Source organism: Actinacidiphila acididurans, from assembly GCF_016918855.1.
Taxonomy (GTDB): Bacteria; Actinomycetota; Actinomycetes; order Streptomycetales; family Streptomycetaceae; genus Actinacidiphila; species Actinacidiphila acididurans.
Genome location: NZ_JADKYB010000005.1, coordinates 323,564 through 345,660, shown reverse-complemented (window position 1 = coordinate 345,660; position 22,097 = coordinate 323,564). Strand labels below are relative to the sequence as shown.

The window sequence follows — 22,097 nt, the reverse complement described above, 5'->3', positions numbered from 1 at the left end:
CTTCTAGGTTTCCGGGCAGGGGGCGGCCGTGATCGTCGAGGGACCGTGGACGGACGAACCGTCGGGCGGGGGCGAAGCGCCGCCGCCGGACCGCACGTTCGGACTGTCCGAACGGGACCGGGCCGTGCTGGACCTCGCGGCCCGCACCTTCAGCGGCCCCGGCCCCCGCGAACGGGCGGTCCGCGAGCGCCTCGGGCTGTCCCCGACCGCGTACTTCCAGCTCCTGAACGCGCTGCTGGACGACCCGCGCGCGCTGCGCTACGACCCGCTGACGGTGGGCCGGCTGCGGCGGGAGCGGCAGCGCGGGCGCGACGAGCGGGACTGAGCGCGGCGCCGCCCGTCACCCGTTCGGCGGCCAGTTGCCGGTCCCGGTGCGCCCGTACGCCGGGCATGCGCCCGCGGACCCCGGGTAGGGTCGAGGCCATGGACGTCGCCGACATCCTCACGCCCCGCACGCCCGAGGGCAAGGAAGGCCTCGCGGCACTGCTCGCGCGGCCGGCCGAAGCCGTGGTCGCGCTCGACTTCGACGGCACCCTCGCGCCCATAGTCGCCGACCCGGAGCAGGCCAGGGCGCACCCCGGCGCGGTGCCGGCGCTCGCCCGGCTGGCCCCCCGGCTCGCCGCGGTCGCGGTCGTCACCGGACGCCCGGCCGGGGTCGCGGTGCGCTACGGCGGCTTCGCCGGCGTGCCGGGCCTGGAGCACCTGGTCGTGCTCGGCCACTACGGCGCCGAGCGCTGGGACGCGCACACCGGCGAGGTCCGTACCCCCGGCGCACACCCCGGCGTGACCGCGGTCCGCGCGGAACTGCCCGGCTTCCTGGACCGGATCGGCGCCTGGCGCGGCACCTGGATCGAGGACAAGGGCGGCCGCGCGGTCGCCGTCCACACCCGCCGTACCGAAGATCCCGACGCGGCCTTCGAAGCCCTGCGCGGCCCGCTGTCCGACCTCGCCGACCGGCACGGCCTCATGGTCGAACCCGGCCGTTACGTGCTGGAACTGCGTCCTCCCGGCGTCGACAAGGGCGTCGCCCTGTCCGCCTACCTCCGCGAAGTCGGCGCCTCATCCGTCCTCTACGGCGGCGACGACCTGGGCGACCTCGCCGCCTTCGCCGCCGTCCGCGACCTGCGCGACCAGGGCACCCCCGGCCTCCTCGTCGCCAGCGCCGGCACCCCCGAGACCCCCCAGGCCCTGCTCGACCGGTCCGACCTCACCGTCCCGGGCCCCGAAGGAGTCGTCGCGGTCCTGGAGGCCCTGGCGGACGCACTCGCCTGACGGCCGCCCGACTGTCAGCCGCCCAGGGCCGTGAGCTGGTCGAGGAACCAGCGGGAGGGCGGGAGGGCGGTGGACGCGTCGGCCAGGCGCTTGGTGCGGGCGGCGCGTTCGGCTTCGGGGAGGGTGAGGGCCGTGTTCAGGGCGGCGGCCGTCGCCTCGATGTCGAAGGGGTTGACGGGGATCGCGTCCTCGCCGAGTTCGGCGAAGGCACCGGCCTCGCGGGAGAGAACCAGGGCGACTCCGGTGTCGGAGACGACCGGGACCTCCTTGGCGACCAGGTTCATGCCGTCCCGGATGGGGTTGACGAGGGCGACATCGGCCAGCCGGTAGGCGGCCAGCGACCGGGCGAAGTCGTCGTCGACCTTGAGCAGGACCGGGGTCCAGTCCGCCGTGCCGAACTCGTCGTTGATCTCCGCGGCCAGCCGGGCGACCTCGGCGGTGTAGTCGCGGTAGACCGCGAGGTCCTGCCGCGAGGGGTAGGCGAAGGCCACGTGCACCACGCGGCTGCGCCAGCCGGGGTGCTCGTGCAGCAGCCGCCGGTACGCCAGCAGCCCGCGCACGATGTTCTTGGACAACTCGGCGCGGTCCACCCGTACGATCAGCCGCCGGCCCGGTCCGACCTCCGCGCGCAGCGTCTCGATCCGCTCGGCCACATCCGGCCGGTGCGCGCGCTCACGCAGGAAGTCCCCGTCGGCGCCTAGCCCGTGCACCCCCAGCCGGGTGGTGCGCCCGGCGTGGGTGACCGACCTTCCGTCCTCGGCGACCTCCGCGCCGAGCACCGCGGCGCAGCAGGCGGCGAAGGCGTCGGCCCACCGCCGGGTGAGGAAGCCGGCCCGGTCCGCGCCGAGGATCCCGGTCAGCACCCGCGCGGCCACGTCGTCCGGCAGCAGCCGGTAGTAGTCCGGCGGCGCCCAGGGGGTGTGCGAGAAGTGCCCGATGCGCAGGTCGGGGCGGCGCTCGCGGAGCAGTTCGGGCACCAGCGCCAGGTGGTAGTCCTGCACCAGCACCGCCGCCCCCTGCTCCGCCTCCTCGGCGAGCGCGTCGGCGAAGGCCGCGTTGTACGTCTCGTACGACGCCCACTGGCCGCGGAACTCCGCGTCGAAGACCGGCTCCAGCGGGGTCTGGTAGAGCATGTGGTGGACGAACCACAGCACGGAGTTGGCGATCCCGTTGTACGCGTCGGCGAACACCGCGGGGTCCACCGCGATCATCCGCGACCCCGGCTCGGCCACCGCGCGCCGGACCGCCTCGCGGTCCCCGTCGGACAGCGCCGCGCACACCCACACCGCGCCGGCGTCCGGCCCGATCGCGCTCAGCCCCGAGACCAGCCCGCCGCCCCCGCGTCTCTTCGCCAGGCTCCCGTCGCCCGCCACGGAGAACGAAACCGGTCCCCTGTTCGAGGCGACCAGGATGCGGGCAGCGCCGCGCGTTACCTCCATGCCCGGCAATCTAGCCAGGTACGAGCGCTCTCAAACGTGGTGCGGCGCCGAACAGGGGGTGGCGGAGGTCACGTCGAGGCGCCCTTGTGGGAGCGCTCCCGCACACTCTTCGCGCGCTCCGGGTCAGCCCGTGGGCCGCCGGTCCGGGTCGACCCGGACCAAGGCCCCGCGCCCCGGCGAGCCGTCAGGCCGCGCGCCGCTCGACGTATTCCGGCACCGTCCGCATCGGCGGCCGCTCCTCCGTGTCGACCGGGTACGTCCGGGGCACGAAACCCTCACCCGCGCGGGCGAACTGGGTCAGGCGCGGGCGCACCAGGTGGCCGCGGGACAGCCGCAGCTGCGCGGTGCGGTAGATCGCCGCGGCCATCCGGCCCAGCGCCTGGCCGTCCTGGTGCCGGTGGTGCCGCACCCCCACGTCGACCTGGGCGAGCGCGTCCAGTCCGACCAGGCCGAGCGCGTCGATCAGCAGACCCAGCTCCACCCCGTAGCCGACCGGGAACGGCAGCCGCTCCAGCAGCGAGCGCCGCGCCGCGTACTCCCCGCCCAGCGGCTGGACGAAGCCGGCCAGCCGCGGCCAGTGCAGGTTCAGCAGCGGGCGCGCGACCAGCTCGGTGACCCGGCCGCCGCCGGCCGGCACCACCGCGCCGCCGGTCTCCAGCGGCCGGTCGTACATCGCCTTGACCAGCTGCACCGCCGGGTCGGTGAGCAGCGGCCCGACGATCCCGGAGACGAACCGCGGGTCGAAGTCGCGCAGGTCGGCGTCCACGAAGCAGACGATCTCGCCGCCGGTGACCAGCAGCGAACGCCACAGCACCTCGCCCTTGCCGGGCAGCGCGGGCAGCCGCGGCAGGATCGTGTCGCGCGCCACCACCCGGGCGCCGGCCGCGGCAGCGACCTTCGCGGTGGCGTCGGTGGACCCGGAGTCGACCACCACCAGCTCGTCCACCAGCGGTGTCTGCGGCGTCATCAGGGTGCCGCGGATCGCCTCGACGATCGGCCCGACGGTGGCCTCCTCGTCGAGCGCGGGCAGCACCACGCTCACCGTGCCGGCCGCGCCCGCCGCCCGTTTGGCCGCCAGCAGCTGCTCCAGCGGCCGGTCGTCCGCCGACCACGACCGGCGCGCCAGCCAGCGCTCCACCTCATCGAGCACGTGTGCTTCTCTCCCCGGTCTCCCCGGTCTCCCCGGCTCCGCCCCGGCTGTCCCGGGTTCGCGCCCAGTACGTCCCGGGTTCGCCCCGGTGTTCCCCGCCGGTCCGGCCGGTGTTCCATCTCGCGGTGCGGACGGGCGGCTCAAACCATGACGCATGTCGGTTACAGTCTTGAGCAACGTCCGCGACCACCGCACGCCGGGGGCCGTACGACGTTCTCACAAATGCCCGGACCTGCTGGTCCGCGCCATACCGCTCATCCAGAGGGGCAGAGGGAACGGCCCGTTGAAGCCCCGGCAACCCTCCCGCCGACCGCGAGGTCACCACGGTGGGGAAGGTGCCAATTCCGGCTCGCCCCGCAACCGCGTGGCGAGGAAGATGAGGAGAGAAAGGGCCTCGCCATCATGGCTGTGCAGTCGACCGCCGCCGCAGCGACGCAGTCCGCCACCGTATCGCCCGAATCCCCGGGAACATCCCCGTCCGCCGACGCGGGCTACGGCACGTCCTTCGGCCCGGCCGCGGCGTTGTCCTGCCGCGAGTGCGGCACCCGGTTCCCGCTGAGCCCGATCTTCGCCTGTCAGGAGTGTTTCGGGCCGCTCGAAGTGGCGTACGACCTCCCGCTCGGTGACCCGGACGAGCTGCGCCGGCGGATCGAGGCCGGCCCCGCCAGCATCTGGCGGTACGCGCCGCTGCTGCCGGTGCCCGCGGACGTCGCCGAGCGGCCCAACCTCAACCCGGGCTGGACCAAGCTGATCAAGGCCGACAACCTGGCCCGCGAACTGGGCGTCACCGGCGGCCTGTACGTCAAGGACGACTCCGGCAATCCCACCCACTCCTTCAAGGACCGGGTGGTGGCCATCGCCTTGGAGGCGGCCCGCACCTTCGGCCTGACCACGCTGTCCTGCTCGTCCACCGGCAACCTGGCCGGCGCCGTCGGCGCCGCCGCCGCCCGGGCCGGCCTGCGCAGTTGCGTGTTCATCCCGCACGATCTGGAGAGCGCCAAGGTCGTCATGGCCGCGGTCTACGGCGGCGAACTCGTCGCCATCGAGGGCTCCTACGACGACGTGAACCGGTTCTGCTCCGAACTGATCGGCGACCCGATCGGCGAGGGCTGGGGCTTCGTCAACGTCAACCTGCGGCCGTACTACGGCGAGGGCTCCAAGACCCTGGCGTACGAGATCGCCGAGCAGCTCGGCTGGCGGCTGCCGGACAACCTGGTGATCCCGATCGCCTCCGGCTCCCAGCTCACCAAGATCGACAAGGGCCTGAAGGAACTGATCGCGCTCGGCCTGGTCGAGGACAAGCCGTACAGGATCTACGGCGCGCAGGCCGAGGGCTGCTCGCCGGTCTCTGCCGCCTTCAAGGCCGGGCACGACGTGGTGCGCCCGGTCAAGCCGGACACCATCGCCAAGTCGCTGGCCATCGGCAATCCGGCGGACGGCCCGTACGTGCTGGACATCACCCGGCGCACCGGCGGCACGGTGGAGGACGTCACCGACGAGCAGATCGTCGACGCGATCGCGCTGCTGGCCCGGACCGAGGGCGTGTTCGCCGAGACCGCGGGCGGAGTGACGGTCGGTGTGCTGCGCAAGCTGATCGAGACCGGGCAGCTCGACCCGGCCGCCGAGACCGTCGTGCTGAACACCGGCGACGGCCTGAAGACCCTGGACGCGGTGGCCGGCACCGGGCCCACCGCGACCATCCGCCCCACCCTTTCCGCGTTCCGAGAGGCTGGCCTCGCATGAGTGCTTCCGTACGTATTCCCACGATCCTGCGCAGCTACACCGGCGGCCAGGCCGAGGTGCCGGCCGACGGCGCGACGCTGGCCGAGATCATCGAGTCGCTGGAGAAGAATCACGCGGGCATTTCCGCCCGGGTTCTCGACGACACCGGAAAACTCCGGCGCTTCGTGAACGTTTATGTCAACGATGACGATGTCCGTTTTTCCGACGGGCTCGCCACGGTTGTCCCGGACGGTGCCAGCGTCTCGATCATTCCCGCGGTGGCGGGCGGATGACGCACTTCTGACCGTTTCCGGTGCCGCCGACAAGGGCGGCAGGCCGCGGCGGTCCGGTGTTCCGGTGCCCCGTTCACCCTTCCGGGTGGGCGGGGCACCCGCGTGCCGGGCGTCGGACGGCCGCCGGTACAGTTGCCGGGGGCAAGCGTGTCGTCTGCACGGTCAGTGCGGCGATTTATCGCCAAATTCACGGGGAATATGTCCCGTTCATCCCTTTTGCTCGGTCCGAGATGCCCCGCATTATCGTTTTTTCCTGCGTTATATCCGATGGGTCGCACCGAGATTTCTCGTCCGATTGACCTGTTGCGGTGGGCATCCGTGCAGATACATTCAGCCGCGGTCGACGCGTTCCGGCGCACGCCCCCCAGGGCTCACACCTGTTGAAGGTAAGGGCCGCACCGGGGGGTGAGGTCTGACCCGGGCCCGCGGAGTGCGGGGCCGCGATAGGGCCAGCAATAGGGGAGTTAGGAATGGCTCAGGGCACCGTCAAGTGGTTCAACGCGGAGAAGGGCTACGGCTTCATCGCGGTCGACGGTGGTGCGGATGTTTTCGTCCACTACAGCGCGATTCAGATGGACGGATACCGCACCCTCGAGGAAGGCCAGCGGGTCGAGTTCGAGATCTCGCAGGGTCAGAAGGGGCCGCAGGCGGACATGGTCCGGCTGTCCGGCTGACGTCCCGGCGCGTTCGGCCACCGACGCGACGCTGCACGCAAGCACACGCAGGACCCGCACCCCCCGCGCCCAGGACGCGGCGGGCGCGGGTCCTCCGTGTGTTCGGCGTGCGTTCGGCACGTGTACGGCATGCGTCCGGCAGGTGTTCGCGACTCCCGCGCGGACCGTCCGGAGCGGGGTCGCTCCGCCATGGCGGGAGGGCTCTGTGCTTGCACTCGACAGGGGAGAGTGCTAATCATGAGGCTAGCGCTCTCCATGGGAGAGTGCTAAAGCTGGACCGGGTCGGTGAGGCCCCGTCCGGGCGCCGGGGAAGGAACCGGCGGCCGGGGGGCCGTCCGTCGCGGGCGCCACCGGGTCCGATCCACCGCCCCCTGCCTCGGCGGGGGAACCCCCAGTCCGCGGAGGACACTTCACCATGGCAAAGATCATCGCGTTCGACGAGGAGGCGCGGCGCGGCCTTGAGCGCGGGATGAACCAGCTCGCCGACGCTGTCAAGGTCACCCTCGGCCCCAAGGGCCGGAACGTCGTCCTCGAGAAGAAGTGGGGCGCCCCCACGATCACCAACGACGGTGTCTCCATCGCCAAGGAGATCGAGCTGGAGGACCCGTACGAGAAGATCGGCGCCGAGCTGGTCAAGGAAGTCGCGAAGAAGACCGACGACGTCGCCGGTGACGGCACGACGACCGCGACCGTCCTGGCCCAGGCCCTGGTCAAGGAGGGCCTGCGCAACGTAGCCGCCGGCGCGAACCCGATGGCCCTCAAGCGCGGTATCGAGAAGGCCGTCGAGGCCGTCTCCGCCGCCCTGCTCGAGCAGGCCAAGGACGTGGAGACCAAGGAGCAGATCGCCTCCACCGCCTCCATCTCCGCCGCCGACACCCAGATCGGCGAGCTGATCGCCGAGGCCATGGACAAGGTCGGCAAGGAAGGCGTCATCACCGTCGAGGAGTCGCAGACCTTCGGGCTGGAGCTGGAGCTCACCGAGGGCATGCGCTTCGACAAGGGCTTCATCTCCGCCTACTTCGCCACCGACCTGGAGCGGATGGAGGCGTCGCTCGACGACCCGTACATCCTCATCGTCAACTCCAAGGTCTCCGCGGTGAAGGACCTGCTCCCGCTGCTGGAGAAGGTCATGCAGTCCGGCAAGCCGCTGCTGATCATCGCCGAGGACGTGGAGGGCGAGGCGCTGTCCACCCTCGTCGTCAACAAGATCCGCGGCACCTTCAAGTCCGTCGCCGTCAAGGCGCCGGGCTTCGGTGACCGCCGCAAGGCCATGCTCGGCGACATCGCCATCCTCACCGGCGGCACGGTCATCTCCGAGGAGGTCGGCCTCAAGCTGGAGAACGCGGGCCTCGACCTGCTCGGCCGCGCCCGCAAGGTCGTCATCACCAAGGACGAGACGACCATCGTCGACGGTGCCGGCGACACCGACCAGGTGGCCGGCCGGGTCAACCAGATCCGCGCCGAGATCGAGAACAGCGACTCCGACTACGACCGCGAGAAGCTGCAGGAGCGGCTGGCGAAGCTCGCCGGCGGCGTCGCGGTCATCAAGGCCGGCGCCGCCACCGAGGTCGAGCTCAAGGAGCGCAAGCACCGCATCGAGGACGCGGTGCGCAACGCCAAGGCCGCCGTCGAGGAGGGCATCGTCGCCGGTGGTGGCGTGGCCCTGCTCCAGGCGTCCGCGGTGTTCGACAAGCTGGAGCTGGAGGGCGACGAGGCCACGGGCGCTTCCGCGGTCAAGCTGGCCCTGGAGGCCCCGCTGAAGCAGATCGCGGTCAACGCCGGCCTCGAGGGCGGCGTCGTGGTGGAGAAGGTGCGCGGCCTGACCCCGGGTCACGGCCTGAACGCCGCCACCGGCGAGTACGTCGACCTGGTCGCCGAGGGCATCATCGACCCGGCCAAGGTCACCCGTTCCGCGCTGCAGAACGCGGCCTCCATCGCGGCCCTGTTCCTCACCACCGAGGCCGTCATCGCCGACAAGCCGGAGAAGGCCGCCCCGGCCGCTCCGGGCGGCATGCCCGGCGGTGACATGGACTTCTGATCCACCCGGATCAGCTCGTCCGGCCGCGGCACCCCCGCGGCACCCGCAGCACCAGGCGGCGCCCCTCGCCGTACCGCACCCGTGGTCTCGGGCCGGTACGGCGGACGGGCGCCGCCCGCGTTCTCGGCGTTTCTCCGCGTTTCCGGTACGACTTACGGTGCCGGTACGGCTTACGTTTCCGTACGGACCGTCAGGCGTGGGCCGCGGCCAGGGCCTCGCGCAGCCGGCCGCCCGAGGCCGCCAGCAGCCGGTCGGCGGTGGCGGCGTCCACCTGCGCGAGCAGGGTCAGGATGGCCGGCTTGACCTCGCCGTCGGTGGCGATGAGCGCCGCCTCGATGGCCTCCTCGCCCGCGCCGGTGGCGAGCGCGACGATCCGCCGGGAGCGGGCCCGCAGCTTCTCGTTGGAGGCCCGCACGTCGACCATCAGATTGCCGTAGGTCTTGCCCAGCCGGATCATCGTGATCGTCGAGAGCATGTTGAGCACCAGCTTCTGCGCGGTGCCGGACTTCAGCCGGGTGGAGCCGGAGAGCAGCTCCGGGCCCACCACCACCTCGATGGCGTGGTCCGCGGCGGCGGCCAGCGGCGAGCCCGCGTTGCAGGACAGACCCACCGTCAGAGCCCCGAGCTTCCGGGCGTGTTCGACCGCGCCGACCGCGTAGGGCGTGCGGCCGGACGCCGAGACGCCCACCACGCTGTCCGCCGCGGTCAGCCCCAGCCGGTCCAGGTCCGCCGCGGCCAGCTCCTTGCTGTCCTCGGCGCCCTCCACGGAGGTCACCATCGCCTCCGGGCCGCCCGCGATCAGGCCCACCACCTCGACGCCCGGGGTGGTGTTGAAGGTCGGCGGGCACTCGCTGGCGTCGAGCACCCCGAGCCGGCCGGCGGTGCCCGCGCCCGCGTACACCAGCCGTCCGCCGCCCGCCATCCGCGCGGCGATCGCGTCGATGGCGGCCGCGATCGCCGGCAACTGCCCGGCAACGGCGGCGGGCACCATCGTGTCCTCGGTGTTCATCGTCCGGGCGATCTCCACCGTCGGCAGCCGGTCGATCTCGGCGAGCTCCGGCCGGAACGCCTCGGTGGTCAGCGTCTCCAACTCGCGACGCAGATCGGTGTACTGGGACATATGCGGTTCGTTCATCCTTCTCGCGCAGCCTGGGGGGATGGGTGATGCGGGTGTCGCGGGTGCCACCGATGGCGCTGCGGCGGCGCCGCCGGCCGGCGGTCGGGGACGGTTCGTCGGGGTTCGGGTTCGGGTTTGGGCTCGGGGTGGCGAAAGCCGGGGTCCGGGACGGGATCCACGGACGACGGCCGGACGGAGCCGGGCGCGCCCGGGGACGCGGAACCGGCGGCGGACCGTACCGAGTGGTACGGGCGCCGGGGACGGTGCCGGGATCAGTCCCCGTCGCGTCGGCGCGGTGCGTGGCGGTGGGCGAGGGCCTCGTACGAGGCGGACAGCGCCGGGGCCGCCTCGTCGTACGTCCGCTGCGCCACGCCTATGAACAGGCAGTCCACCACCAGCAGTTGGCTGGTCCGGCTGGACATCGCCGCCGGTCTCAGCTCGCTCTCCCGGGAACAGGAGGTGGTGAGCACCAGGTCGGCGTACTGGGTGACGGTGCCGTCCGGCCGGCCGGTGATGGCCAGCGTGGTCGCGCCGCGGTCGAAGGCGGCCCGCAGCGGTTCGACGACGTCGTGGGTGGAGCCGGAGTGGGTGACGGCCACCGCCACGTCGCCGGCCCGCAGCTGTACGGCGTTGGTGACGGCCAGGTGCGGGTCGGAGTGCGCGTGGGCGATCAGCCCTATCCGCAGCAGCTTCTGCGCCAGGTCCTGGGCGACCAGGCCCGAGGCGCCGATCCCGTACACGTCGATGCGGCGCGCCCCGGCCAGCGCCCCCACCGCGGCCTCCAGCTGCGTCATGTCGAGCTGGGCGGCGGTGTCGGCGAGGGTCTGCTGCTCCTCCAGGGCGAGCTTGGTGACCACGTCGCCCAGCGGGTCGTCCACCGCGATGTCGGCGGTGACCGCGGGCGGCGCGCCGGTGGCCTGCTGGGCGGCGAGCGCGGCCAGCGCCAGGCGCAGGTCGCGGTAGCCGGGGTAGCCCAGCAGCCGCGCGGTGCGCACCACGGTGGCCTCGCTGGTGCCGGTACGGACGGCCAGTGCGGTGACGGTCAGGTGGGCGCAGCCGGCCGGGTCACCGGCCAGGGCCTCGGCCACCCGCTGCATGGACCGGGTCATCGAGGGGGCGAGGGTGCGGACCTTGGCGGCCAGGGCCCCCGGATCGGGGGTCGTGGCGGAGCCCGACGGGGTGCCGGGTGCGCCCCGGAGGGCGCGGACACCCTGGGGGAAAGTTTCCTTCAGGCTGTAGGTCACACGATGAAAGCTATTTTCAGCGGCTCCGCACGTCAAGAGGGGCCCGCGCTCCGGCCGCCCTCGGGACCGTCTTGCGACAATGGACCCATGACCGCCGCCGCCGAAACCGTCCTGCACCGGGCCCGCGCCCAGGTCCTCGCCGACCTCACCGCCCGCGACGTCGCCGCGGCCGACATCGTGTCGTTGCTGGAGGAGGCGCTGAGCAAACGCCGATGGTGGCTGGAGCAATGGCCGGACGGCGCCGCCTACATCGCCGGTCTGCTCGCCCAGGACGTGCAGGACGCCCTGCTGGAGACGCACGGCCGCTGGCCGCTGTGCCCGTTCTGCCTGGACCCGCACGCCCTGAGCGTCGAACCCGAACTCGGCCCCGACCCGCACTGGGTCTGCGGCGCGAGCGGCACCGTCGTCGCCCCCGTCGGCTCACTGGGCGCGTAGGTCTTCGTGGCCGTCTACATCGACCCCCCGACCTGGCCCGGCCACGGCCGCCACTGGTCCCACCTGGTCAGCGACATCTCCTACGCCGAGCTCCACGCCTTCGCCGCCCGCCTGGGCTCTCCGCCCCGCGCCTTCGAACGCGACCACTACGACATCCCGGCCGCCCGTTACGCCGCCGCCGTCCGCCTCGGCGCGATAGAGGTGTCCTCGAAGGAGATCGTTCGCCTCCTGACGGCGGCGGGCCTGCGGCGGAGGAAGCACCCGGGGCCGCGCGACGGGACGTAGCGGCGGGCCGTGGCGTTTGCACCCGCGCCGGCAACCGACCCGTCGGCCCCGGGCGTCCCCGAGAGGGAAGGTTCGGGGGGCCGGGGAGAAGGGGGCCGGGTGGCGCGGGACGCGGGGATCGAGGTCGGGCACGAGACGTACGCGCCGCTGGGGGAGATGGGCGGGGCGTCGGTGCTGCGGCTGGTGGGGGCGGGGGTGGACACGCCGGTGCGGCTGCGGCTGGAGACGCCGCTGGCCTGCGCCGTCGCCGCGGTGCGGTTGGTGCCGGACCAACCCGACGCACAGGGCGTGGTGGTCGAGCCGCGGGTGCGGGTGGCGGCCCGGCGCGTGCTGGACTACCCGGCGGTGACGGCGCCGGTACGGTACGAGGTGGTGTGGGACGTGCCGCCGGCCGACACGCGGTTCGGGATGGCGGGGGAGGAGATGCTGCTCGCCCGGGCGCACGCGGTGCTGGAGGCGTCCGGCGGCGAACGGGTGGTGGCCACGCGGTTGCTGACCCGGCGCTGGTACGACGCGATCGACCCCGGTCTCGACCCCTCGATGGCCGGCCGCGCGGGCGCCTTCTGGCGGCTGCCGGCCCCGGTCGCCGAGCCCCTGGCGGACTTCCAGCGGGCCAACGCCGAAGCGGTGCCGGCCTGCGGCTACTGCGTCCTGCGCTGGGAGCTGGACCTGCTCGACCGGATCGACGCCCTGCAACGGGCGGCCCGCGTGCACGGCTCCCCCCGGGTCACCGCCCTGCTCGGCCGCTGGTCCGCCGCGCCCGAGCAGCGCACGCACCGCCGGCCCTGCGACTGCCGGCGCCAGAACCCCGGCCGCGTCCTGCCCCCGCAGACCCCCGAGCACGAGCTGCGCCGGCGCCTGACCGCCGCCCGCGCCCGCCGGGCGGGAGGACCCGGGGGCGTCTGACGGGAGCGTACGGACGTCCGTCGGCCACCGGCGGGGGGCGACCGTACGCCACGGATCCCGGGCGGGGTCCGCCGACGCCGGCCGGTCGTACGCGGGTACGCACCGAGCCGGACCCGCCGGGAGCGGCCGACCCCGCTCAGGACTCCAGCAGTTCGAGTTCCGTCGTCATGTTGCGCCGCGCCGTCGCCTCCCAGCGGTCCTGGCCGTACGCGGTGCGGAAGAGGGTGGGCAGGTCCAGCAGGCGGCGCAGGATGTCGGCGCGGGCCGGGCGGAAGCGCTCGTCGGGGACGAAGCCGTACTCCTCCCGTACGGCGGCGGCGTACGCGGCGTAGTCGGCCGGGTCGCCGGCCAGGACCGCGAGGTCGGCGTCGCACAGCACCTCGCCGTTGCGGTCGTCCGAGGCCGGGTTGTGGCTGACGGTCAGCCGGACCAGGCGGGCCACCTCGGCGATCTGACGGCCACTCAGCCCCGCCTCGTCCAGCGCGCGTTCGGCCAGGGCGGCGCTGCGCTCCTCGTTCTCGCTGCGGTCCGGGCGGTAGACGGCGTCGTGGAACCAGGCCGCGAGCACCACCGTGTCGGGATCGCCCGCGTACGCCGTCAGCTCCGTGACCCGGGACAGGACCGCCACGAGGTGGTCCATCGTGTGGTAGTGGCGCTGCGGTTCGGCCCATCGCTCGAGCAGTTCTCTCCCGTACGGGGCGGGGTCCGGCGCGGCATCGGGATCGCTCTGGCAGCGGCGCAGCACCTCACCCCACTCCGCGAGCAGGGCGTCGTAGCGCGGGTGAACGGCGGCGGCGGAAGTCGGCGGCATGCCCGTTATTGTGCGGCACGTGAGTGACGGGAGGGGAAGTGGGCGAGGTACTCGGGCTCAATAATGCCCCGGCCCCTCGCGCGGAAGTGACGCATGTGGCACCCTAGCTCATATGTCTAGACCAATCTTCGAGGTCATCGCTCTCGGTGCGGACGATGCCGTGGTGGCCCAGGAAGGCGGTGCGGACCGCCTCGAACTGGTCACCGACATGGCGGCCGACGGACTGACCCCCACGAGGGAGACGTTCGCGGAGATACGGGCCGCCGTGACGATCCCGCTGCGCGTCATGCTGCGGCTGGCCGACGGCTTCAGCGCCGGCGACGACCGCGACCTGGACGCGCTGTGCGAGGCCGCGCAAGGGCTGCGCGCCGAAGGGGCCGAGGAGTTCGTGCTCGGTTTCCTCGACGGGCGAGGGCGAGCCGACCTCGACGCCGTCGACGCGCTCGTGGACGTGCTGGACGGCTGCGCCTGGACCTTCCACCGGGCGATCGACCGGGCCAGCGACCGCGACGCCGTCCGGCTCCAGCTCGCCGGGCAGCCCGGCCTCGACACGTATCTCACCGCCGGTTCGCCGTACGGGGTTTCGGCCGGGCTCGACGTGCTGTGCGCCGAGGCCGCGCGGGCCGGGGAACCCGGGTACGAACCCGCACTCCTTGTGGGGGGCGGGCTGCGGCTGGACCATGTGCCCGCCCTGCGCGCGGCCGGGCTCGAAGGGTTCCACGTCGGTGGGGCGGTTCGCCCTTCGGGCTGGGGCGGGCCGGTGGACGTGAAGGCGGTTCGTCTGTGGCGCGATGCGCTGGATCAGCCGGTGGTTGTGGGGTGAGCCGGGTAGGGGCTGCCCCTTGATGTCTGTTGCGGGCCGCCGGTCGGTGTTGGGTTGCTCGCGCAGTTCCCCGCGCCCCTTAAAGGTGCCGTCTGCGGTGCGCTGACGCGCCCATGCGGCGCCAGCCGCATATCGGCGACAGACCGCGCCCCTTGGGTTGCCGCCCCTTCGGGGCGCCGGCCCCTCCCTGAAGCGCCCTACGCCAGTTCCTCCGGCAAGGGCTGGGCGTGGAGGACGGTGAGGCCGGAGACCGCGCGGGTGAGGGCGACGTAGAGGCGGCGCAGGCCGGTGCGGGGGTCGGGTTCGGCGGCGACGAGGGTGGCGGGGTCGTCGAGGACCACGTAGTCGTATTCGAGACCCTTGGCGAGGGACGCGGGGACGAGGGTGAGGCGGGCGGTGGCGGAGGTCTCCTCGCCGGGGGCGAGGAAGGGGAGGCCGGCCGCGGTGAGGGCGGCGGAGAGGGCGGGCAGGCGGGGGTCGGCGGCGATCAGGCCGACGGAGCCCTCGTGGGTCAGGGCCTCGCGGCAGGCGGTGACGACGGCGTCGTCGAGGGCGGCCGGGGGCACCTCGCGTACGGACAGGGCGCCCGCGGACTCGCGGACCGAGGTGGCCGGGGCCAGCCCGGGGGCGATCGCGGGCAGCAGCCGGGAGGCGTAGCCGATGATCTCGAGCGGCACGCGGAAGCCGCGGGTCAGCTCCTCGACCCGCGCCTCGGGTTTGCCCAGGTGGGCCAGCGCCTCGGCCCAGGACGCCGTCGCCCAAGGGGTGGTGCCCTGCGCGATGTCGCCGAGGACGGTCGCCGAGCCGGTGGAGCAGCGCCGCCCGACCGCCCGGTACTGCATCGGGGACAGGTCCTGCGCCTCGTCCAGCACCACATGGCCGAGCGAGGGCGTACGCCGTACCAGGTCCTGCGCCTCGTCGATCAGTACCGCGTCGGCCGCCGACCAGCGCGCCGAGCCCAGGCCGCGGGCCGGCCGGGCCCACAGGATCGTCTCCTGTTCCTCCGCGGTCAGCAGCCCGTCCGCGCAGGACGCCAGGAACTGCCGGTCCGACAGCAGCCGCAGCACCGTGCGGGCCGGATCGACCGGCGGCCAGCACTCCTTGACCACCGCCTTCACCGCGGGGTTGCGGGCCACCGCGTCCTGCACCCGGTCGTCGGGCGCCTCGCCGGCGCGCTCCATCTGCACCAGCACCGCGTGGGCGATGCGCTGCGGCAGGGCCTCGCGCGCGGCACCGTACCGGATGTCGCGCGCGGCCAGCTCCTGGACGATCTCCTGCAGCTCGTACGCCGGGACCCGCCAGCGCCGCGAGCCGCGCACCACGACCGCGGCCTCCTTCGGGGTGGCGATCCCCGAGCGCACCGCCCGCCGCAGCACCTCGGCCATCCGCGCGTCGCCCTTGATCCGGGCCGCGTCCGCCGAGTCCGTGCCGCGTACGGTGACGTGCGCCACCAGGTCGTCCACCGTGGCCTGCTTGACCTGCATCTCGCCGAGTGCGGGCAGCACCTGCTCGATGTAGCGCAGGAAGGACGCGTTGGGGCCGACCACCAGGGTGCCGGTACGGGCCAGCCGCTCACGGTGCGCGTACAGCAGGTACGCCACCCGGTGCAGGCCGACCGCGGTCTTCCCGGTGCCGGGCGCCCCCTGCACGCAGACCGTGCCGGACACGTCCGCGACCACGATCTCGTGCTGCTCGGGCTGGATGGTGGCCACGATGTCGCGCATCGGGCCGACGCGGGGCCGCTCGATCTCGTCCTGGAGCAGCCTGCTGGCCGTCGCCGCCTCGGCCGGATCGGTCAGGTGCTCGTCCTCGTACGCGGTCAGCTCGCCGGCGGTGTAGCCGAAGCGGCGGCGCAGCGCGACGTCCATCGGGTCGGTGCGCGAGGCGCGGTAGAACGGCTGGGAGACCGGGGCCCGCCAGTCGATCACCATCGGGTCGCCGTCGGCGTCGTGCACATGGCGGCGGCCGATGTAGAAGTTCTCCCCTGATGCCCCTTCGGCCAGGTCGGCGCCCGGCGCGTGCCGGTAGTCCAGGCGGCCGAAGAACAGCGGCAGGTCGGCGAGGTCGGCCAGCGCGGTGATCCGGGCCTCGATGCCGGCGGCCAGCACCTTGGCGTTCACCCAGTTGCCGGTGACGTCGGAGATGTCGAGCGCTTCCACGTCCTGGCGCATGGCGCGCAGCGCGGCCCGGGACGAGCGCAGGTGGGTGCGTTCGCGCTGCAGCGGGTCGTCGGCGGTGTGGTTCGTGGTGTCGTTCGTGCTGGCGGTGCTGTCGGGATCCTGGATGGGGGCGTGCGAGGGCACGGCGTAGCCTCCGGCGGACACGTCGGTTCACGGTCGGACCCGCGCGGGCGCGGGCCTCCTCGGTCGGTGAGCCGGCCGGTTTCCGTCCGGGCGGCGGCACTCCCTGGCGGCCGGCCGCGAGAACGGCGGGCACGCGGCGCTGGGAGGCGGGCAGACGCGCGACTATACGCGGACCGGGCGCGGCACGCGAACTCTTTTTCCCGGGGTCTTTCCCGGGGCGCCGCCGGGAGTCCGTCCGGACGCGGCCGTGCCGTCACCTGGTGCCGCGGCCGTACGGTTCCGCATCCCGGCGGTACGTCCCCTGCCCGCCGGGCGTACGCCTCGGGGTCGACCCGGAGCCGTACGTCAGGGTCGCGGGTCCCCCTGAGGTCGCAGTCGCGCGCCGTGAGGTTCCGCCCTCGGCGCGACGTCGACCGCACGGGTGGCTACGTACCGTGGAGACATGTCCACCACCACTGTTTCCCCAGGTCCGGCGGCCCACGGCGGCACCCCGCTCGGCACCGCGCCGCAGCACCCCCGGCACGTCCTCGGCAGCGCACTGCACGCGATCCGGGTCTTCGCGGTCACGGCCGCCGAGGTCGTGCTGCTCGGCAGCTCGGACGGGGCCGCGCGGCGCCCCGACAGCCGCTGACCCCGCCGTACCCCGGGCGTGCCGTCGTGACGCTTGACGCTTCCGGTCAGACGTCCTGCGCGCCCTCGTCCTCGTCGGCGCCGCTGAGCAGGTCACCGGCGTCCACGATCCGGTAGGCGTAGCCCTGCTCGGCCAGGAAGCGCTGGCGGTGCGCCGCGAAGTCCTGGTCGATGGTGTCGCGGGCGACCACCGAGTAGAAGCGGGCCTCGTGGCCGTCGGCCTTGGGTCGCAGCACCCGGCCGAGCCGCTGGGCCTCCTCCTGGCGGGAGCCGAAGGTGCCGGACACCTGGATGGCGACGGTCGCCTCCGGCAGGTCGATCGAGAAGTTGGCGACCTTGGAGACCACCAGGACCGAGAGCTCGCCGTTGCGGAAGGCGTCGAACAGCTTCTCGCGCTGAGCGGGGGTCGTCTCGCCCTTGATCACCGGCGCGTTCAGGTGCTCGCCGAGCTCGTCGAGCTGGTCGATGTACTGCCCGATCACCAGCGTCTGCTGCCCGGCGTGCTTGGCCACCAGCGCCTCGGTGACCTTGCGCTTGGTCGCGGTCGTCGCGCAGAAGCGGTACTTCTCCTCCGTCTCCGCGGTCGCGTACGCCAGCCGCTCGGACTCGGTGAGGTCGACCCGGACCTCCACGCAATCGGCCGGCGCGATGTAGCCCTGGGCCTCGATCTCCTTCCAGGGCGCGTCGAACCGCTTCGGGCCGATCAGCGAGAAGACGTCCGACTCGCGGCCGTCCTCCCGTACCAGCGTCGCGGTCAGCCCCAGCCGGCGGCGGGCCTGCAGGTCGGCGGTGAACTTGAAGACCGGCGCCGGCAGCAGGTGCACCTCGTCGTAGACGATCAGGCCCCAGTCCCGGGAGTCGAACAGCTCCAGGTGCGGGTAGATGCCCTTCCGCTTGGTCGTCAGCACCTGGTACGTGGCGATGGTGACCGGGCGGATCTCCTTGCGCGTCCCGCTGTACTCGCCGACCTCGTCCTCGGTCAGCGAGGTGCGGCGGACCAGCTCGTGCTTCCACTGCCGGGCCGAGACCGTGTTGGTGACCAGGATCAGGGTGGTCGCCTTGGCCTCGGCCATGGCGCCCGCGCCCACCAGCGTCTTGCCGGCGCCGCACGGCAGCACCACCACGCCCGAGCCGCCGTGCCAGAAGCCCTCCACGGCCTGCCGCTGGTACGGACGCAGCGCCCAGCCGTCCTCGTGCAGCTCGATCGGGTGCGCCTCGCCGTCCACGTACCCCGCGAGGTCCTCGGCCGGCCAGCCCAGCTTCAGCAGCACCTGCTTGATCTGCCCCCGCTCCGACGGGTGCACGGCCACCGTGTCCGGGTCGATCCGCGCGCCCACCAGCGGCTGGATCCGCTTGGACCGCAGGATCTCCTCCAGCACCGGCCGGTCCGTGCTGGTCAGCACCAGCCCGTGCGCGGGGTCCTTGGTCAGCCGCAGCCGCCCGTACCGGGCCATCGTCTCGGCCACGTCCACCAGCAGCGCGTGCGGCACCGGATACCGCGAGTACGCCATGAGCGCGTCGATCACCTGCTCGGCGTCGTGCCCGGCCGCGCGGGCGTTCCACAGCCCCAGCGGCGTCAGCCGGTACGTATGGATGTGCTCGGGGGCACGTTCCAGCTCCGCGAACGGGGCGATGGCCCGGCGGCAGGCGTCGGCCTCCTCGTGGTCGACCTCCAGCAGGAGGGTCTTGTCGCTCTGGACGATCAGGCAGGACACCCGGTGCCTCCGGCGGTTTTCGGGGAAACGGGGAACGCAGAATTCTACGTCAGGTGGGGGTGGGGAGTGGGTGGGGCAGGTCACGTCCCGTGCGGGTCCCTCCGGCTCGGGCCGCGCTGCCGCCGCGGTTGCCGTCTTCTCCAGGGTGCGGCTTCTTCCGGTGCCCCGGGGCGACCTCTCCGCTTTTGGGGTCCGGGCCGAGTTCAAGGCAGCGGAGTGCGTGGCCCTACCCCGAGGAAAAGCATGCGCGCCGTTCGGGGGAAACGGCGCGCTCCGTGGTCGTGGCGTGGCGGGCGGATAGTCCTATTTGATGTGTTGTGTTCATATGGATCACGCTCAGCAGTCGCTTCCCCAGGCCGAGCCGCGCGGCCGGGGGAAAGTCCGTGTTGTCGCGGCGTCCACGGCAGTCGTCGGAGTGGCCGTCATGGCCGCGGCCGGGCTGCTGCTCCCCGCGTCGCCGTCCGTTGCCGCGCCCTTGGGCGGCGAGTGGTCGGACACCGGATTCGCCCAGGGACATCAGGGGCCGCAGGGTTCGCAGCCTTTCGGTCAGTCCGACGCGGCCATGTCCCACGTACTCGGGAACATGGGGTGGGTCGGCGAGGTGGCCGGCCTGCGCCCAGGCCCGGACAACGGGCATCAGGAGGGAGACCAGCAGTCGGAAAACCAGCAGCAAGGAGGCCAGGAACAGGGAGACCAGCAGCAAGGAGGGCGGCAGGACGCCCAGCAGCAGGAGAACGGGCGCCAGGACGCCGGTTCTCAGGAAGGGGACACCCAGGCGAGCGGCCAGCAGGCCGACACTCAGGAGGCCGGTAACCAGGAGGCCGGTAACCAGGAGGCCGGCGCCCAGCAGTCCGGCGGGCAGCAGCCCAGCACCCAGCAGTCCAGTGGGCAGGAGGCCGGCCAGGACGCCGGGCAGGAAACCGCCGCCCCGCAGAACACCGACCCGCAGCAGGGCGCCCAGTCCAACGGTGGCTTCCAGCAGGGCAACCACCACCACGGCGGGCAGATGCCCGGGACCGGCTGGCCGTTCCTGAACCTGGGCGTGCCAGTGGCCCAGCCCACCGGCACGACCGGCACGACCGGCACCACCCAGTCGGCCGCCCCGAGCGCGACCGCCAACCCGAACCGGCCCGCGGGCCACAACTGGCAGAACCAGGGCCAGGGCCAGTCCGGCCAGCACAATCGACAGGGCCAGGGCCAGGCTCAGGGCCAGTCCAGCCGCCCCACGCAGCACAACTGGCAGAGCCAGGGCCAGGGGCAGAACCAGGGCCAGAGCCAGGCTCAGGGCCAGACTCAAGGTCAGGGCCAGGGTCAGGGTCAGTCCGGCCAGCACAACTGGCAGGGTCAGGGCCAGGCTCAGGGTCAGGGTCAGTCCGGGCAGCACAACTCGCAGAGCCAGGCTCAGGGCCAGACTCAAGGCCAGGGTCAGTCCGGCCAGCACAACTGGCAGGGCCAGGGTCAAGGTCAGAGCCAGGGCCAGAACCAGTCCGGGCAGCACAACTCGCAGAGCCAGGCTCAGGGCCAGACTCAAGGCCAGGGGCAGGGTCAGTCCGGCCAGCACAACTGGCAGGGCCAGGGTCAAGGCCAGAGCCAGGGCCAGGGCCAGTCCGGGCAGCACAACTCGCAGAGCCAGGCTCAGGGCCAGACTCAAGGCCAGGGTCAGGGTCAGTCCGGCCAGCACAACTGGCAGGGCCAGGGTCAAGGCCAGAGCCAGGGCCAGAACCAGTCCGGGCAGCACAACTCGCAGAACCAGAGCCAGGGCCAAGGTCAGGGCCAGAACCAGGGCCAGTCCGGGCAGCACAACTGGCAGGGCCAGGGCCAGAACCAGGGTCAGTCCGGGCAGCACAACTGGCAGGGCCAGGGCCAGAACCAGGCCCAGGGTCAGTCCGGCCAGCACAACTGGCAGGGCCAGAACCAGGGCCAGCCCGGCCGACCCTCGGAGCACTCCTCCTGGTCCTCGGACCACTCGAACTGGCCGAAACCGACCGAGAAGTGCCCGCCGAAGCACCACAAGCCGTCCACCAAGCCGCCCACGAGTCCACCGACCAAGCCCCCGACGACACCGCCCACGAATCCGCCCACGACCCACCCGACCCCGTCGACCACGTATCCGACGAACCCGACCACGCCTCCCGGCGACCACCGCCCGCACCTGCCGAACACTGGCGCGTCGGTCGGCTGGACCGCGGCGGCCGCAGTGGGCGTGCTCGGCACGGGCGGCGGCCTGATGGTCGCGACCCGTCGGCGCGGCCGGCACAGCTAGGGCCCGAACCGGGCCGGTGCAAGAGCCGTAGTACGTACGGCGATTACCGGCCGTCGGCGGCGCGTGGCGGCGTACGACGGCCGGCCTCGGGTAGGCGCCGGAGGACGGTGCCTACCCGAGGGGGTTACGTTCGATGGCAGTGCGCAACGCGCTGTTCCGGGCGGCGGCGCCGAGCCGGAAGGCCGGTTCCGCCCGTACGCAGGCCACGGTCGCGCAGCCCAAGAAGAAACCGGCTGCGAAACCGAAGACCAAACGGAGGCTGCCCGGCGCAGCCGCGGGGCAGGGGGCGAAACCAAGAACCGCCGGAACCGGGACCAAGCCGATGCCGGCCGTCGAAACCAAGGACCGGCCCCCGCTGCTCCAGCGCCGCGCCCTCGGGCCGGTGCTGGCCCGCGCGGCGGTACTGGCGGTGGCCGTCGTGGCCATGATCGGCTTCGCCGTCGCGCTGGCCCGGGTCACCTTGGTGCCTTCGCCCGCCTCGGACGCGCTGGTCCACACGAACCTGCGGCCCGGCGCCTCGATCCGCGCCTACCTCGACCAGCCGAACGTGCGCGACAGCATCAAGCAGATCGGCGGCAACATCCTGCTCGGCGTCCCCTTCGGCGTCCTGCTCCCCGCCCTCTTCCCGCGCGCCCGCGGCCTGGTCCGCACCGCCGCGGTCACCGCCCTCGTCATGATCCTGGTCGAATCAGCCCAGGGCGCCCTCGTCGAAGGCCGCGCCTTCGACATCGACGACGTCATCCTCAACACCCTCGGCGCCCTCCTCGGCTACCTCATCATCGGCCGCCGCTTGGGCCACGCCCTCCACCCCCGCCGCCCCCACTGGTGGCAACGCCTCCGCCCCCGCGACCGCCACCCCTCGTAATCCCTTCGAGCGAACAATCTCCCCTTTGTGCGAATAGCCCGCCCGGCTCCCTGATCCTGTGATCAGGGAGCCGCCCCTTGCCCGTGGCCGATGCCAGACTGGGGGACGAGGT

At 73.0% G+C, this 22,097-nt stretch carries 20 protein-coding genes and 1 riboswitch; of the genes, 13 read left to right on the top strand and 7 right to left on the bottom strand.

Translation table 11 applies throughout. The features are described from left to right. Positions 1-28 precede the first annotated feature (28 nt). Together ITX44_RS11700 and otsB are read left to right on the top strand one after the other, a co-directional pair. Complete coding sequence (locus tag ITX44_RS11700) at positions 29-325, top strand: DUF3263 domain-containing protein (RefSeq protein ID WP_372440882.1); 297 nt, start codon at positions 29-31, stop codon at positions 323-325. Between the two features lie 98 nt (positions 326-423). Then, on the top strand, positions 424-1,272 hold the full coding sequence (gene otsB, locus ITX44_RS11695) for a trehalose-phosphatase (protein WP_205357048.1): 849 nt from the start codon (positions 424-426) through the stop codon (positions 1,270-1,272). A 14-nt stretch (positions 1,273-1,286) separates the two neighbouring features. Here otsB and ITX44_RS11690 read toward each other — a convergent pair whose 3' ends face one another. Both ITX44_RS11690 and ITX44_RS11685 read right to left on the bottom strand, forming a co-directional pair. Further along, positions 1,287-2,711 (bottom strand): alpha,alpha-trehalose-phosphate synthase (UDP-forming), encoded by a 1,425-nt coding sequence (locus tag ITX44_RS11690; RefSeq protein WP_205357047.1) that lies wholly within the window; start codon positions 2,709-2,711, stop codon positions 1,287-1,289. A gap of 184 nt (positions 2,712-2,895) precedes the next feature. After that, entirely contained in the window at positions 2,896-3,861 is a 966-nt protein-coding gene (locus ITX44_RS11685) for a glucosyl-3-phosphoglycerate synthase (protein ID WP_205357046.1), read from the bottom strand. A 251-nt stretch (positions 3,862-4,112) separates the two neighbouring features. Next, positions 4,113-4,244: riboswitch (SAM riboswitch) on the top strand. 19 nt (positions 4,245-4,263) lie between these two features. Between ITX44_RS11685 and thrC the strand changes: the two genes are divergently transcribed. The 4 genes from thrC (at position 4,264) to groL (ending at position 8,588) form a co-directional block, all read left to right on the top strand. Further along, entirely contained in the window at positions 4,264-5,604 is a 1,341-nt protein-coding gene (gene thrC / locus ITX44_RS11680) for a threonine synthase (protein ID WP_205357045.1), read from the top strand. After that, positions 5,601-5,876, top strand: coding sequence for a MoaD/ThiS family protein (locus ITX44_RS11675; RefSeq protein WP_205357044.1), 276 nt, complete (start codon positions 5,601-5,603; stop codon positions 5,874-5,876). Before thrC ends, ITX44_RS11675 begins: the two co-directional genes overlap by 4 nt. Positions 5,877-6,346: 470 nt before the next feature. Further along, the gene (locus ITX44_RS11670; RefSeq protein WP_205357043.1) at positions 6,347-6,550 is read left to right on the top strand and encodes a cold-shock protein; all 204 of its coding nucleotides are present in this window, start codon (positions 6,347-6,349) and stop codon (positions 6,548-6,550) included. A gap of 415 nt (positions 6,551-6,965) precedes the next feature. Then, positions 6,966-8,588 carry a chaperonin GroEL gene (gene groL, locus ITX44_RS11665; RefSeq protein ID WP_205357042.1) on the top strand — a complete coding sequence of 541 codons (1,623 nt, stop codon included), beginning with the start codon at positions 6,966-6,968 and terminating at the stop codon, positions 8,586-8,588. A gap of 190 nt (positions 8,589-8,778) precedes the next feature. On the opposite strand, the gene murQ is transcribed toward groL, so the two are convergent. Further along, on the bottom strand, positions 8,779-9,708 hold the full coding sequence (gene murQ / locus ITX44_RS11660) for an N-acetylmuramic acid 6-phosphate etherase (RefSeq protein WP_236060387.1): 930 nt from the start codon (positions 9,706-9,708) through the stop codon (positions 8,779-8,781). Positions 9,709-9,977: 269 nt separating this feature from the next. Beyond that, complete coding sequence (locus ITX44_RS11655; RefSeq protein WP_205357040.1) at positions 9,978-10,949, bottom strand: MurR/RpiR family transcriptional regulator; 972 nt, start codon at positions 10,947-10,949, stop codon at positions 9,978-9,980. Between the two features lie 87 nt (positions 10,950-11,036). Between ITX44_RS11655 and ITX44_RS11650 the strand changes: the two genes are divergently transcribed. The 3 genes from ITX44_RS11650 to ITX44_RS11640 all read left to right on the top strand — a co-directional run bounded on the left by ITX44_RS11650 (position 11,037) and on the right by ITX44_RS11640 (position 12,575). After that, complete coding sequence (locus ITX44_RS11650) at positions 11,037-11,384, top strand: DUF8819 family protein (RefSeq protein WP_205357039.1); 348 nt, start codon at positions 11,037-11,039, stop codon at positions 11,382-11,384. A 6-nt stretch (positions 11,385-11,390) separates the two neighbouring features. Then, positions 11,391-11,669: a DUF4031 domain-containing protein gene (locus ITX44_RS11645; protein ID WP_205357038.1), complete on the top strand. Its 279-nt coding sequence runs from the start codon at positions 11,391-11,393 to the stop codon at positions 11,667-11,669. 99 nt (positions 11,670-11,768) lie between these two features. Continuing rightward, on the top strand, positions 11,769-12,575 hold the full coding sequence (locus tag ITX44_RS11640) for a hypothetical protein (protein ID WP_205357037.1): 807 nt from the start codon (positions 11,769-11,771) through the stop codon (positions 12,573-12,575). 136 nt (positions 12,576-12,711) lie between these two features. Here ITX44_RS11640 and ITX44_RS11635 read toward each other — a convergent pair whose 3' ends face one another. Continuing rightward, a complete protein-coding gene (locus ITX44_RS11635; protein ID WP_205357036.1) occupies positions 12,712-13,386 on the bottom strand; it encodes an HD domain-containing protein in 675 nt (224 codons plus the stop codon). A 112-nt stretch (positions 13,387-13,498) separates the two neighbouring features. Here ITX44_RS11635 and ITX44_RS11630 point away from each other — a divergent pair, with 112 nt between their 5' ends. Beyond that, positions 13,499-14,209, top strand: a complete 711-nt coding sequence (locus tag ITX44_RS11630; protein WP_205357035.1) for a copper homeostasis protein CutC — start codon at positions 13,499-13,501, stop codon at positions 14,207-14,209. A gap of 197 nt (positions 14,210-14,406) precedes the next feature. On the opposite strand, the gene ITX44_RS11625 is transcribed toward ITX44_RS11630, so the two are convergent. Further along, on the bottom strand, positions 14,407-16,494 hold the full coding sequence (locus ITX44_RS11625; protein WP_307795232.1) for a HelD family protein: 2,088 nt from the start codon (positions 16,492-16,494) through the stop codon (positions 14,407-14,409). Between the two features lie 460 nt (positions 16,495-16,954). Here ITX44_RS11625 and ITX44_RS11620 point away from each other — a divergent pair, with 460 nt between their 5' ends. Then, positions 16,955-17,143 carry a hypothetical protein gene (locus ITX44_RS11620; protein ID WP_205357034.1) on the top strand — a complete coding sequence of 63 codons (189 nt, stop codon included), beginning with the start codon at positions 16,955-16,957 and terminating at the stop codon, positions 17,141-17,143. Positions 17,144-17,189: 46 nt separating this feature from the next. On the opposite strand, the gene ITX44_RS11615 is transcribed toward ITX44_RS11620, so the two are convergent. Next, complete coding sequence (locus ITX44_RS11615) at positions 17,190-18,857, bottom strand: DNA repair helicase XPB (RefSeq protein WP_205357033.1); 1,668 nt, start codon at positions 18,855-18,857, stop codon at positions 17,190-17,192. Positions 18,858-19,182: 325 nt separating this feature from the next. On the opposite strand from ITX44_RS11615, the gene ITX44_RS11610 reads away from it, so the two are divergent. After that, positions 19,183-21,120 carry an LPXTG cell wall anchor domain-containing protein gene (locus ITX44_RS11610; RefSeq protein ID WP_205357032.1) on the top strand — a complete coding sequence of 646 codons (1,938 nt, stop codon included), beginning with the start codon at positions 19,183-19,185 and terminating at the stop codon, positions 21,118-21,120. 322 nt (positions 21,121-21,442) lie between these two features. Further along, positions 21,443-21,985, top strand: coding sequence for a VanZ family protein (locus ITX44_RS11605; RefSeq protein ID WP_236060386.1), 543 nt, complete (start codon positions 21,443-21,445; stop codon positions 21,983-21,985). Positions 21,986-22,097: the final 112 nt, after the last annotated feature.